This window comes from Variovorax paradoxus, assembly GCF_009755665.1.
In the GTDB taxonomy this organism is placed as follows: domain Bacteria; phylum Pseudomonadota; class Gammaproteobacteria; order Burkholderiales; family Burkholderiaceae_C; genus Variovorax; species Variovorax paradoxus_G.
In genome coordinates this window covers 4,768,028-4,780,232 of record NZ_CP046622.1, presented here as the reverse complement: position 1 = coordinate 4,780,232, position 12,205 = coordinate 4,768,028, and the positions used below count along the sequence as shown (strand labels likewise).

Below are 12,205 nucleotides of genomic sequence, written 5' to 3'. Positions count from 1 at the left end.
TAAAAGCAGTCGGAGACTTCCCGCATGACCTTTTTCCGTTCGCCGGCTTCGCGCCGCGCCGTCGCAGCCGCCGTGCTCGCATTCACTGCCGGCAGCCTGCTGCCGATGACTGCCGGGGCGCAGCAAGCCGCATTTCCCACCAAGCCGGTGCGCATCATCACGCCGTTCCCGGTCGGCGGCGGCCCCGACGGTGTGGCCCGCCTCGTGGCCGACAAGCTCTCCCGCGCTTGGGGACAGCCGGTGGTGGTCGAGAACCGCCCGGGTGGCAACGGCTTCATCGCCATCGACGCGTTCAAGCGCGGCGCCAAGGACGGGCACGACATCATCGTGCTGGACAACGTGCACCTGGCTGCCTACCCGGCGCTGTTCAAGAAGCTGCCTTATGACGCCGGCAAGGACTTCGACGCGCTGCTGCCGCTCTTCAAGACCTACTTCTTCTTTACCGTTGCCACCAACAGCAAGTACAAGACCATCGGCGACCTGATTGCGGACGCCAAGGCCAACCCCGGCAAGCTCGACTACGGCTCATGGTCGGTCGGCAACCCCGTGCACCTGGGTTCGGAGCTCTTTGAGTCCGCCACCGGCACGCAGATGGAGCACGTGATCTACAAGGAAACCACGCAGCTCTACACCTCGGTGGCTACCGGCGAACTGGCCTTTGCGCTTGGCAGCAGTGCCACCGCCGGGCCGCTGCAGCGCGCGAACAAGCTCCGTTTCCTGGCCGCGGCAGCGCCTGCGCGCGTAGCCGCCTTCCCCGATGTGCCGACCGTCGCCGAATCGGGCGGTCCCAAAGGCTTCGAGGTGATCGGCTGGAACGCCATTGCGGTGCCCAAGGGCCTGCCTGTTGCAGTCACCGAGAAGATCAAGCGCGACATCGAAAAGGGACTGGCCGAACCCGACGTGCAGGAAAAGTTCAAGAGCTTCGGCTATGAGCCATTCCCAACCACGCGGCCGCAGTTCGACGAGTTCGTCGCAAGCGAAACGAAGCGGTTCGGAGATGTGATCCGCAAGGCGAACGTTTCGCTGGATTGAGGTTTCACAAGGCGGGCGGCTGCGCCTTGTGAAACGTAGTGTGTTGATTTTCTGCCCTGATACAGAGGCATACGCAGTACGCATCGAGGGCTTGGCGGGCGGAAAACAATCCGCTCGTCATCAACCCGCGCCCATGCGCATTGCTCCAAGGAAATCACCATGAAGCTCTCCCGCGTTGCCATTGCTTCGAGCATTGCCGCGACCATCGCCGCATCGGTGGCCGCCCTGGCGTTTGCCGCGCCGCAGCTCGGCGCCAATGCATCCGCCGGCCTTGCGCGCCCAGCGCCCGAGTTCCAGAATATCGACACATGGCTCAACTCGCCGCCGCTCAAGCTCGAAGCGCTGCGGGGCCAGGTGGTGCTGGTCGATTTCTGGACCTACACCTGCATCAACTGCCTCAACCACCTGCCGCACGTGAAAGAGTGGCACGATAAATACAAGGACAAGGGCCTCACCGTGGTGGGCGTGCACACACCCGAGTTCGCGTTCGAGAAATCGACGAAGAACGTGAAGGACGCCATCCAGCGCCTGCAGATCAGGCACGCGGTGGCACAGGACAACAGCTACGGCACCTGGCGGGCCTTCAACAACCAGTACTGGCCGGCCGTGTACCTGATCGACAAGCAGGGCCGCATTGCCTATTCGCACTTTGGCGAGGGCAGCTACGGCGTCACCGAGAAGAAGATCCAGGCGCTGCTTGCGGAACCCTCGGGCACTGCGGCCACTGCCCCGGCGCCAGGCGGGGGCGTCAAATGAAGAAGCTCTGGTTTGCGCTGCTCTTTTTTGCGGGCGGCGTGGCGCACGAGGTGCGCAACCCGACCAACTGCCAGTGCGTTGCCTCGGTCAGTCTTTCGCCTCGACCGACGAAGCGAGGACGTAGCCTTCGCTGCGCACGGTCTTGATGTAGCGCGGCTCGCGCGCATCGTCGCGCAGCCGCTGGCGCAGCCGGCTCACCAGCAGGTCGATGGAGCGCTCGAAGAGCTCTGCCTCGCGGCCCTGGGTAAGGCTCAGCAACTGGTCGCGGCTCAGCACCTTCTGCGGGTGGTCCAGAAACACGCGCAGCAGCCGGTACTCGGCGCCGCTAAGCGCCACCATCACGCCGCTTTCGTCAATCAGGTGGCGCGCCACGGTGTCGACCTCCCATTCGCCGAATGCCAGCTTCTGCGCCGGCTCGGCGGCATTCATGTTGGGCGGCAGCATGCGCGTGCGGCGCATCACGGCGCGCAGCCGCGCAAGCAGTTCGCGCGCCGAAAAGGGCTTGGCGAGGTAGTCGTCGGCGCCCATCTCCAGGCCCAGGATTCGGTCGGCCTCCTCGCTGCGCGCGGTCAGCATGAGGATGGGCGTGGCCTTGTACTTGCCGGTGCGCAGGTCCCGGCACAGCGTCAGTCCGTCTTCGCCGGGCAGCATCAAATCCAGAATGATCAGGTCGAACGGGCCCGACTCCTCGAGCGCGGCGCGCATGTGCCGCCCGGTGGGCACCGCGACCACCCGCAGGCCGTTCTTCACCAGGTAGGTGGTGAGCAGCTCGCGGATTTCCCGGTCGTCGTCGACGATGAGGATGTGGTCGGAAGTCTTGGGTGTCATGGCAATGAACAAGGAAAGGATGGTGCGGAAGGGGCCGCAGCCGCAATGTAGCGTCACCGCCGCCCGAAGGCGGCCGACAGTGAAACGTAGTGTGTTGATTTCTTGCGCGGATACATAGGCATACGCAATGCGGGTTGGCAGGGCGGGGGCGGCCCAACAATCCGTTCGTTCGCAAGCCAACGCAAGTCAACCTTCATCAAGGAATCACCATGACCCGCATCGAAAAAGTCCTCTACACCGGCAAGACCCACACCTCTTCGGGCGGCCGCGACGGCGAAGCGCGCAGCTCCGACGGCCGCCTGGACATCAAGCTCTCTTCGCCCGGCAGCGCCGGCACCGGCACCAACCCTGAGCAGCTGTTTGCCGCCGGCTGGTCCGCCTGCTTCATCGGCGCCATGGGCAAGGCGGCCGGCAAGATGAAAGTCACGCTGCCGCCCGACCTGGCCGTGGACGCCGAAGTCGACCTGGGCATGGCCGGCAACGAGTATTTTCTGCAGGCGCGGCTGAACGTGAGCCTGCCGGGCCTGGACCGCGAAGTGGCACAGGCCCTGACTGACGCGGCGCACCAGACCTGCCCATACTCCAAGGCCACCCGAGGCAACATCGACGTTGCCATCAACCTGGTGTGATCCGGTCACGCCGCCCATAGAAGAAAGCGCCCATGCCCACTCCCGCGAACCTTTCTGCGAACACGGCCGGTGCCGCGAATGCCGCAAGTGCCGCCAGGGGGTGGCGCAGGCTGCTGCCGGATTCGCTGTTCTACCGCGTGACGCTGATCATCGTGGTGGGCCTGGCCGTTGCGCAGCTCCTTACTTTTGCCGCGATCCGCTACGAGCGGAACATGGCGCTTCGCGAGCTGATGATGATCGGCATCGAGCGCGACATCGCGAGCTCGGTCGCCATTCTCGACCGCCTTCCCGCAGCCGAGCGCGCAGGTTGGCTCGAGCGGCTGGAGCGGCGCAACTACCGCTTTGTTCTGGGCGGCAGCGCGGAGGGCACCGAGCCCGGCTCGCCCGCTTCTCGCCAGTTTGCCGCCGCCATCGTCGAAGCGATGCGCCCGTTCGAGATCGTCAAGGTGGGAGAGGTGGCCTGGCCGCCCGAGGGGCTGCAGATCCAGGTGCGGCTGGGGGACGGGTCTTCGGTGGTGGTGCATGCCAGGCGCGTGGGCATGCCTGTGTCGGGCTGGGTGATGTGGCTGCTTGTCGTGCAGCTGCTGGTGCTGGCCATTTGCGCCTGGTATGCGGTGAGGCTGGTCACGCGCCCGCTCGCGCAGCTGTCTGCCGCGGCCGACGAGCTGGGCCCCGACCTCAAGGGACAGGCGCTCGCGGAAGACGGCCCCAGCGAGGTTGCGCATGCGGCGCGCGCCTTCAACGCCATGCAGCAGCGCATCGCGGGCTACATGGCCGAGCGCGTCGAGATTCTGGCGGCCATTTCTCACGACCTGCAGACGCCCATCACCCGCATGCGCCTGCGCACCGACCTGATGGACAACGAGCACGACCGCGAGAAGTTTCGGCAAGACCTGGACGCCATGAACTCCCTCGTGCGCGAGGGCGTTACCTACGCTCGCACGCTGCATGGCGCGACGGAGCCGCCACTGCGCATCGATGCAGACGCGCTGCTCGAGAGCATGGTGGCCGACTACGAAGACGTGGGCCAGCAGGTGCGGCTCGAAGGCAAAGCCGGCGCGCCCATCGTGAGCCGCCCCAACGCGCTGCGCAGGATCTTGATGAACCTGATCGACAACGCACTGAAGTTCGGCACCGACGTGCGCGTGCAGGTGCATGCCGAGGGCGGCAAGCTGGTGGTTGCCGTGCTCGACAACGGACCGGGCATTCCGCCGGAGGAGCTCGAAGCAGTGCTCAAGCCCTTCTACCGCGTCGAGAGCTCGCGCAACCGCAGCACCGGCGGAACGGGCCTGGGCCTGGCCATTGCGCACCAGCTCGCCATGGCCATGGGCGCCGAGCTCACGCTCAACAACCGCGCCGAAGGCGGGCTGGAGGCCCGGCTCACGCTGGGCACCGCGCCCGCGCATTGAACACATCCTTTCACGGACGACCCCGATCATGCTCATCCTCCTCATCGCCTACCTGGGCGGGGTGCTCACCATCCTGAGCCCCTGCATCCTGCCGGTGCTGCCTTTCGTGTTCGCACGCGCCGACCGTCCGTTTCGCTCGCACGGCCTGCCGATGCTGCTGGGCATGGCGCTGGCCTTTGCCGCCGTTGCCACGCTGGCAGCGGTGGGCGGCGGCTGGATCGTCACGCTCAACGAATATGGGCGCTATGCCGCCATTGCGATGCTCGCGCTTTTCGGCGCCACGCTGCTGTTTCCGCGCATTGCAGACCGCATGAGCCGGCCACTGGTGGCGCTGGGCGTTCGCATGTCCGAGCCGCAAGGCAATGCCGTGCCAAGCTCGGTGTTCTCGCCGCTCATGCTGGGCGTGGGCACCGGCCTGCTCTGGGCGCCGTGCGCGGGTCCGATCCTCGGCCTCATCCTGACCGGCGCGGCGCTCAATGGCGCGAGCGTGGGTACCTCGCTGTTGCTGCTGGCCTATGCCGCGGGTGCGTGCACGTCGCTGGCGGCCGCGCTGCTGTTCGGCGGGCGCGTGTTCTCGGTCATGAAGCGGTCGCTGCATACCGGCGAATGGGTGCGGCGTGCCGCCGGTGCGGCCGTGCTGGTGGGCGTGGGCGCAATCGCATTGGGGCTGGACACCGGCCTGCTCGCGCGCCTGTCGGTCGGTACCACGTCGGCGCTGGAGCAGGCGCTGGTAGACAAGATCAAGCCTGGCAAGCCGCATGGGGAGCCGGTTGCCTTGCAGGAAGACCCGGGCTTCGTGCGGGTGGCGGACAACCGCCCGGCCGCGGTGCCTGCGCGCGGCCTGCAAGTGGAAGGCAGCTTTCCTTCGCTGGCTGGCGCCACCGAATGGATCAACTCCCCGCCGCTCACGCCCGAGGCGCTGCGCGGCAAGGTGGTGCTGGTCGACTTCTGGACCTATTCGTGCATCAACTGCCTGCGCACGCTGCCCTACCTGAATGCATGGGCCGAGAAGTACAGGGACGCGGGCCTCGTGGTGCTGGGCGTTCATACGCCGGAGTTCGCTTTCGAGAAACGCTCGGCCAATGTGCGCCGGGCGACCAAGGACCTGGGCATCGGCTTCCCCGTGGCCACCGACAACGACTACGCGATCTGGCGCGCCTTCGGTAACCGGGCCTGGCCGGCGTTTTACTTCATCGATGCGGAGGGGCGCATCCGCCACCACCAGTTCGGCGAGGGCCGGTACGACAAGGCCGAACAGGTCATCCAGCAACTGCTGGCCGAGGCGGGGCAGGCCCGCGTTCCCGCCGGGCTGGTCTCGCCCTCAGGGCAGGGTACCCAGGCGCAGCCCGGCCTCGAGACCGCCTTGTCCGGCGAAACCTACCTGGGCCACGAGCGCGCGCACGGTTTTGCCTCGCCGGGCGGCGTCGTGCGAGATCGTGCAAAGGTCTACCAGGCGGCTTCTTCGCTGCGCACCAACCAATGGGCGCTGTCCGGCGACTGGACCGTGGAGGCGGAGCGTGCCGTGCTCAACAGTGCCAACGGCCGCATCGCCTATCGCTTTCAGGCGCGCGACCTGCACCTGGTGCTCGGTCCCACAGCCAACGGCAAGCCGGTGCGATTCAGGGTGCTGGTGGATGGCAAGCCGCCGCTGGCGGATCATGGCGCCGACACCGACGCGCAAGGTTTCGGCGTGATCGATGCGCAGAAGCTTTATCAACTGGTGCGCCAGGCCACCAATGGGACTGATGGGAAAGACAGGCTGTTCGAGATCGAGTTTCTCGACGCGGGCGCGCAGGCCTACGCGTTCACCTTCGGCTGAGCGCTGACGCGGCCCGGGCGGGGAGCGAATAAGCGAAGAAACGCTACGCAGCCCAGGCGGTCAACGAAAGCCGCCGAAGCATGTCGGTCTGGCGCGACTCTTCGGCGTCCCGCAGGCTCTTGGCCGCACGGGCGGCCACGTAGGCCACGTACATCGTCTCGATGGCCTTGCCCCATTCGTGCATCTTTTGCGAGACCACGCTGGTGGAGGATGCCGACGGGTCTTCGGCCGGACAGGCGGGAACCTGGAAACCGGCTTTGCTGAGGATGGTGGCTTTCTGAAAAATGGTGAGCATGCGGCTGGCCTCTGGAATATGGGCATCAGATTAGCCTTGGCGCAAGACGCGTGCCATCAGCCGCTTGACGTATGTGTGTGTCAGTAAATGGCTATCCGTCCATGCAAACAGCCGCGGTTTTCTAGGCCTTTAGCCTTAGGCTTGCGCCGATTCGGCATGCCGCCACACCAGGGTGGCGGCCGTCAGGTCTTCGAGCGCGCTGCCCACCGCCTTGAAAACGGTGCGCTCGCCGCTGTCCGTGCGGCCCGCACGCTCGCCCCGGCAGAGTGCGGCAAGCGTGCCTTGCACCTCATCGGCGCGCAGCGTGCCGGCCGCCATTGCGTCGAGCAGCTCGCCCGCTTTCTGCAGGGCCTCGCTGGTGTCGATGAAGGTGCGGGCGCCCGCGAAGCAGCGGGCATCGGCCTCGCGCATGGCAGGCGTAAAGCTGCCGATCAGGTCGAGGTGCGAGCCCCGACTCATCCATTCGCCGCGCACCAGTGGCTCGGTCGCGAGGGTGGCGCAACTCACGATGTCGGCGTGGCGCACGGCTGCTTCGAGATCGGTAGCGGCCCGGGCGTTGAAGCCTTCGGCGCGCCACTGCGCGGCAAGGGCCTCGGCGCCTTCGGGCCGGTGGTTCCACACCTGCACTTCGTCGATGGGCCGCACGCTCGCGTGCGCGGCAGGCAGCAGCCTGGCGATGCGGCCAGTGCCCACCACCAGCAGCCGGCGTGAATCTGCCCGCGCCAGAAACTCTGCGCCCAGTGCCGATGCGGCCGCCGTGCGCCGCGCGGTGAGCTCGTTGCCGTCCATCATCGCCAGCGGCACGCCCGTGTGCGCGTCGTACAGCACATAGGTGGCGTGCAGGCCGGGCAGGCCGCGCGCCCCGTTGCCCGGAAAGACATTGATGGTCTTGATGCCGAGGAACCCCGCATCGCTCCATGCCGGCATGATGAGCACGGTGCCCTTGTCGCCGCCGGCGGTCTCGATGCTGTGCACATGGCGCGGCGGCACTTGCGCCTCGGCCGCGAATGCGGCGCGCAGCGCAGGTACGAGCCGTGCGAAAGCCAGCGGCTCGCGGGTGGCGGTTTCGTCGAAGTGCTTCATGGTTGCCGTGGTTGCAGCGCGGCGTCGAAGAATTCGACCAGTGCGCGCTGGTAAGTGGTGCCGAAGCGGTGGGTCATGGGCTCCAGATGAGCGGCACCGGCCACTTCAATCAGCCGCTTGGGCTCGCGCGCGGCCTCGAGCAGTCGGCGCGAATGCGAATGCGGAATCACCGCGTCGGCCGTGCCATGGATGAGCAGCAACGGAATCGGCGAAACCCCCGCGATGTATTTCGATGCGGCGTATTCGTCGCTCACCAGCAGGCCGGCGCCCGGGAGCTTCTCGCTGGCAATCGATGAGTACGAATAAAAGGTCGCTTCGATGGCCGCCGCCTTCACGCCGGCCCGGTTGCCCGAACCCACCGCAGCCACGGCATTGGTGCCGCCCAGGCTCTGGCCGAAGACGAGGAGGCGCCCGGGGTCGACGTCGGCGCGAGCGCGCACATGGTCCAGCGCGGCATTGGAATCCTCGAACACGCCCTTGGGTTCCGGCTTGCCTTCGGACTCGCCGTAGCCGCGGTAGTCGAACACGAACACGTTGAAGTCCTGCTTCGGCAGCCAGGCAACGAAGCGCCAGTGGGCGGACATGTTCTGCGCGTTGCCGTGGAAATGCACCACCGTGCCCTTGGCATCCTTCGGGTTCTGGCGGCTTGCGGCGGGAATGAACCAGCCGCTCAGGCGCGTGCCGTCGGCGCTGGCAAATTGCACCGCCTCGTAGCGCAGCCCGAGCGCATCGGGCGTTTCGTAGCGCACCCGGTCGGGGTAATAGAACATCGACTGAACACAGCCGGTGAGGAACACGGGCAGCGCGAACAAGGCCAGCTTCCAGTTCATGGGTGTCATGCGCGGGGTGTCGCCATTCCGGCGGAGGATAGCTCAGCCCGCGGCAATTCGGCTCCATTCGAGCCTATGCTTTGCAAGGTACTTCCGGAGCCGGTCGGCATCGTTCACCACGCTGCGCTGCGCGCGCGACGCCTGGAACAGCTGCCGCCCCGCGTCCGACAGGCTGCGCGAATCACGGCACACGCGCACCACCGCCTCCAGCTGCAGCCGGTCGAACAGGTCGAGCGCGGCCGTGCGCTCATCGCCCAACAGTGCGTCGAGGTCCACGTCCTCTGCGCCGCCGCCGGCGGTTTTCGGGCTCTCGCGGTTCCACAGCCAGCGAAGCCGCGCAATCTCGGCTTCGACCAGCGCGACAGGAATGCGCCCGCCGTCCGCCAGCGTGGCCAGCCGCGTCACGCTGGCCGAGAGGTCGCGGAAGTTGCCGCACCACAGCGCCTCGGCGCTTTGCGCAAACCGCAGGTAGGCGGCGCGGGCCTCGGCGTTGAAGCGCACCACGCGATTGTTCTCGGCCGCGTGGATGGCCAGCAGGTGATCGATGTTGGGCTCTATGTCTTCCGGCCGCTTTGCAAGGCCCGGCAGGTCGTAGGTCCAGAGATTGATGCGCGCGAACAGGTCTTCGCGAAAGCGCCCGCCGGCCACGTCGCTGCGCAGGTCGCGGTTGGTGCCGGCAATGAGCTGGAAGTCGCTTTCCACCTCCTTGTCGGCGCCCACAGGGAAGAAGCGCTTCTCTTCGATCGCCTTGAGCAGCATCGCCTGTTCGTCGAGGCCGAGCTCGCCGATCTCGTCGAGAAAAAGCGCGCCCTGGTGCGCCGTGCGCAGCAGGCCCGCGCGCTCGCCCGCTGCGCCGGTGAATGCGCCTTTCTTGTGGCCGAACAGTGTGGATGCGGCGCCGTCGCCCCGCAGCGTGGCGCAGTTCACCTCCACGAACGGCCCCGTCATCTGATGCCGCGCCTGCTTCAGTTCGAACATGCGCCGCGCCAGGAAGGACTTGCCCGCACCGGTCGGCCCCACCAGCAAGATCGGCGCGCGCGATCGCACCGCCACGCGTTCGATCTCGTCGATGAGTGCATTGAAGCGCGCATTGCGCGTGGCGATGCCGCTCTTCAAAAATGCCACCGCATCGCGCTGCTCGGCATCGAAGCGCCGCGCAATCGCGTCGTAGCGCGACAGGTCGAGGTCGATCAGCGCAACGTCGCCCGGGTTGCCCGCGCGCTGCCGCTTGGGCGGTGAGGTCTGCGCCAGCACGCCCGGGATCACCCGCGATTCGGCCAGCAGGAACATGCAGATCTGCGCCACGTGCGTGCCGGTGGTGATGTGCGTCCAGTACTGCTCGCGCTCGGTGTCGAAGGTGTAGGTGCGTGCCCAGTCGTAGAGGCGCGCGTACACCTCGCCGAAATCCCACGGGTCCGCAAGGTCGAGCGGAACGAGGTTGACCATGGTCTCCGGCGACACGGTGGCAATGTCGGTCTTGACCACCTCGGCCAGCGCCTTGTGCTTGAGCGTGTAGAGCAGCTCCATGCGCGAGATGACCATGTCCTCGTGCTGCGCGAGTGAGACGGTGGGGCGCCACTTCTCCCAGCGGCCGGTGCCCTGGCCGGCGTCTAGCTGCGTGCCGAGAAAGCCGATGACGACGGTTGATTTCTTCATTGATTGGATAAATAACTATCCAAAATTATAAGAACTGCCGTCTATTTGAGCCTGCTGAACTTGGTGTGATCAGCTGAAAATCAGAAAAATCTTTTTCAGATCAACAACTTAACTTCAGCTGGCGCTACGGAGCTGCTGGCTGGCACACCCGTTGCAATAAGGATCACACATCCAAGAAAACGAACGAACAAAAAGAACGCCACAAGGAGAAGTCACATGGCCAACCTTCAACTCTTCCAGACCCTGCGCGGCGCGCTGCTGCCTTCGGCCAGCACGCTCAACGAAGCGGGCGGCGCGGCCTACGCGCTGTCGCCAAAGCACCAGCTGGCGCAGCTCGCGGCCACCGGCTGCCTGAACAGCACCTTCTATGCGCAAGCGCAGGACCGGCTCGACACCGTGCTGGCACTGGCCCGCGAAGTCGATCCGGTGTTCGTCGCCAAGACGGCCGTGTACGCACGCCGCGCCGGCCACATGAAGGACATGCCTGCGCTGCTGGCCGCCACGCTGGCGGTGCGCGACGTGGCACTGCTTGCCAAGGTGTTCGGCCGCGTGGTCGACAACGGCAAGATGCTGCGCAACTTCGTGCAGATGCTGCGTTCCGGCGCGGTGGGCCGCAAGTCGCTCGGCACGCGTCCGAAGAAGCTCGTGCAGCAATGGCTGCTCGAAGCAACCGAGGCGCAGCTGCTCAACGCTGCCGTGGGCAACACGCCCTCGCTGGCCGACGTGGTGAAGATGGTTCACCCGAAGCCCGCCGAAGCCTGGCGCGCCGCATGGTTCGCATGGCTCATCGATCGTCCGTGTGCGCTGGAGGCTCTGCCTCCGGTGACGCAGGCTTTCGAACGCTTCAAGCGCGACCGTGCGCAAGCGGTGCCCGACGTGCCGTTCCAGATGCTGACCGCGCTGGAGCTGGACGCGCAGGCCTGGGCGCAGATCGCGCAGCGTGGATCGTGGCAGATGGTGCGTCAGAACCTGAACACCTTTGCGCGCCACGGCGTGTTCGAGTTGCCCGGCCTCGCGGAAGCGGTGGCTGCCAAGCTGCGCGACCCGCAGGCCGTGGCCAAGGCGCGCGTGCTGCCGTACCAGCTGATGGCGGCCTACACCGCAACCGGCGCCGAGGTGCCTCACGCGGTGAAAGAGGCGCTGCAGGACGCGATGGAACTCGCGCTGGCCAATGTGCCGGTGTTCGAGGGCCGCGTGGTGGTGTGCCCCGACGTGTCGGGCTCCATGAGCTCGCCGGTGACGGGCCACCGCGGCTCGGCCACCTCGGCGGTGCGCTGCATCGACGTAGCCGCGCTGGTTGCTGCCGCCGTGCTGCGCCGCAATGCGGATGCGCGTGTGCTGCCCTTCGAGACCAAGGTGGTGCCGCTGAAGCTGAATCCGCGCGATTCGGTGATGACCAACGCAGCCAAGCTGGCGGCGGTGGGCGGCGGCGGTACCTCGTGCAGCGCGCCGCTGGCGCTGCTGAACAAGGAGAAGGCGCAAGCCGATCTGGTGGTGCTGGTGTCGGACAACGAATCGTGGGCCGATGCTGCACGTGGCCGAGGTACGGCCACCATGCAGGAGTGGGAGGCGTTCAAGCAGCGCAACCCCAAGGCGCGGCTGGTGTGCATCGACATCCAGCCCTATGCGACCACCCAGGCGCAGGAGCGTGGCGATGTGCTGAACATCGGCGGCTTCAGCGACGAAGTGTTCAAGCTGCTGGCGGTGTATGCCGCGGGCGGCCTGGGCGCCGAACACTGGGTGGGTGTGATCGAAGAGACTTCGATCTGAGAGAAGAAAAGAGAAAAGGGCGCCGCGGGCTTCGGCCCGTGGTGCCCGGCTCGAAATGAATTGAACGTCGTCGTTCGGCGAATGCAGATGCGAGTACA

The 12,205-nt window shown here is 66.4% G+C and carries 11 protein-coding genes; 6 read left to right on the top strand and 5 right to left on the bottom strand.

Annotation, left to right across the window (positions count from 1 at the left end; all coding sequences use genetic code 11):
- The first annotated feature begins 24 nt into the window (after nucleotides 1-24).
- Both GOQ09_RS22335 and GOQ09_RS22330 read left to right on the top strand, forming a co-directional pair.
- Complete coding sequence (locus tag GOQ09_RS22335) at nucleotides 25-1,032, top strand: Bug family tripartite tricarboxylate transporter substrate binding protein (protein WP_157615822.1); 1,008 nt, start codon at nucleotides 25-27, stop codon at nucleotides 1,030-1,032.
- A 159-nt stretch (nucleotides 1,033-1,191) separates the two neighbouring features.
- Entirely contained in the window at nucleotides 1,192-1,788 is a 597-nt protein-coding gene (locus tag GOQ09_RS22330; protein ID WP_157615820.1) for a thioredoxin family protein, read from the top strand.
- Nucleotides 1,789-1,875: 87 nt separating this feature from the next.
- Here GOQ09_RS22330 and GOQ09_RS22325 read toward each other — a convergent pair whose 3' ends face one another.
- Nucleotides 1,876-2,616, bottom strand: a complete 741-nt coding sequence (locus GOQ09_RS22325; protein ID WP_126747108.1) for a response regulator — start codon at nucleotides 2,614-2,616, stop codon at nucleotides 1,876-1,878.
- Between the two features lie 209 nt (nucleotides 2,617-2,825).
- Between GOQ09_RS22325 and GOQ09_RS22320 the strand changes: the two genes are divergently transcribed.
- From GOQ09_RS22320 to GOQ09_RS22310, 3 genes are read left to right on the top strand one after another with little or no spacing between them, the layout of a single operon-like run.
- Nucleotides 2,826-3,245 (top strand): organic hydroperoxide resistance protein, encoded by a 420-nt coding sequence (locus GOQ09_RS22320; protein WP_157615818.1) that lies wholly within the window; start codon nucleotides 2,826-2,828, stop codon nucleotides 3,243-3,245.
- Between the two features lie 32 nt (nucleotides 3,246-3,277).
- The gene (locus GOQ09_RS22315) at nucleotides 3,278-4,654 is read left to right on the top strand and encodes an ATP-binding protein (RefSeq protein ID WP_157615816.1); all 1,377 of its coding nucleotides are present in this window, start codon (nucleotides 3,278-3,280) and stop codon (nucleotides 4,652-4,654) included.
- A gap of 28 nt (nucleotides 4,655-4,682) precedes the next feature.
- The gene (locus tag GOQ09_RS22310) at nucleotides 4,683-6,473 is read left to right on the top strand and encodes a cytochrome c biogenesis protein DipZ (protein ID WP_157615814.1); all 1,791 of its coding nucleotides are present in this window, start codon (nucleotides 4,683-4,685) and stop codon (nucleotides 6,471-6,473) included.
- A gap of 43 nt (nucleotides 6,474-6,516) precedes the next feature.
- On the opposite strand, the gene GOQ09_RS22305 is transcribed toward GOQ09_RS22310, so the two are convergent.
- The 4 genes from GOQ09_RS22305 to rtcR all read right to left on the bottom strand — a co-directional run bounded on the left by GOQ09_RS22305 (nucleotide 6,517) and on the right by rtcR (nucleotide 10,337).
- Nucleotides 6,517-6,768, bottom strand: coding sequence for a hypothetical protein (locus GOQ09_RS22305; RefSeq protein ID WP_157615812.1), 252 nt, complete (start codon nucleotides 6,766-6,768; stop codon nucleotides 6,517-6,519).
- Nucleotides 6,769-6,903: 135 nt separating this feature from the next.
- The gene (locus tag GOQ09_RS22300; protein ID WP_157615810.1) at nucleotides 6,904-7,851 is read right to left on the bottom strand and encodes an ornithine cyclodeaminase family protein; all 948 of its coding nucleotides are present in this window, start codon (nucleotides 7,849-7,851) and stop codon (nucleotides 6,904-6,906) included.
- Nucleotides 7,848-8,690 carry an alpha/beta hydrolase gene (locus tag GOQ09_RS22295; protein ID WP_242630916.1) on the bottom strand — a complete coding sequence of 281 codons (843 nt, stop codon included), beginning with the start codon at nucleotides 8,688-8,690 and terminating at the stop codon, nucleotides 7,848-7,850. Before GOQ09_RS22295 ends, GOQ09_RS22300 begins: the two co-directional genes overlap by 4 nt.
- 33 nt (nucleotides 8,691-8,723) lie before the next feature.
- Nucleotides 8,724-10,337, bottom strand: a complete 1,614-nt coding sequence (gene rtcR / locus GOQ09_RS22290; RefSeq protein WP_157615808.1) for an RNA repair transcriptional activator RtcR — start codon at nucleotides 10,335-10,337, stop codon at nucleotides 8,724-8,726.
- Nucleotides 10,338-10,553: 216 nt separating this feature from the next.
- On the opposite strand from rtcR, the gene GOQ09_RS22285 reads away from it, so the two are divergent.
- Nucleotides 10,554-12,107: a vWA domain-containing protein gene (locus GOQ09_RS22285; protein ID WP_157615806.1), complete on the top strand. Its 1,554-nt coding sequence runs from the start codon at nucleotides 10,554-10,556 to the stop codon at nucleotides 12,105-12,107.
- Nucleotides 12,108-12,205: the final 98 nt, after the last annotated feature.

Coding starts and splice junctions, on each gene's coding strand:
- GOQ09_RS22335 (WP_157615822.1), top strand. CDS start 25: ATGACCTTTTTCCGTTCGCCGGCTTCGCGCCGCGCCGTCGCAGCCGCC.
- GOQ09_RS22330 (WP_157615820.1), top strand. CDS start 1,192: ATGAAGCTCTCCCGCGTTGCCATTGCTTCGAGCATTGCCGCGACCATC.
- GOQ09_RS22325 (WP_126747108.1), bottom strand. CDS start 2,616: ATGACACCCAAGACTTCCGACCACATCCTCATCGTCGACGACGACCGG.
- GOQ09_RS22320 (WP_157615818.1), top strand. CDS start 2,826: ATGACCCGCATCGAAAAAGTCCTCTACACCGGCAAGACCCACACCTCT.
- GOQ09_RS22315 (WP_157615816.1), top strand. CDS start 3,278: ATGCCCACTCCCGCGAACCTTTCTGCGAACACGGCCGGTGCCGCGAAT.
- GOQ09_RS22310 (WP_157615814.1), top strand. CDS start 4,683: ATGCTCATCCTCCTCATCGCCTACCTGGGCGGGGTGCTCACCATCCTG.
- GOQ09_RS22305 (WP_157615812.1), bottom strand. CDS start 6,768: ATGCTCACCATTTTTCAGAAAGCCACCATCCTCAGCAAAGCCGGTTTC.
- GOQ09_RS22300 (WP_157615810.1), bottom strand. CDS start 7,851: ATGAAGCACTTCGACGAAACCGCCACCCGCGAGCCGCTGGCTTTCGCA.
- GOQ09_RS22295 (WP_242630916.1), bottom strand. CDS start 8,690: ATGACACCCATGAACTGGAAGCTGGCCTTGTTCGCGCTGCCCGTGTTC.
- rtcR (WP_157615808.1), bottom strand. CDS start 10,337: ATGAAGAAATCAACCGTCGTCATCGGCTTTCTCGGCACGCAGCTAGAC.
- GOQ09_RS22285 (WP_157615806.1), top strand. CDS start 10,554: ATGGCCAACCTTCAACTCTTCCAGACCCTGCGCGGCGCGCTGCTGCCT.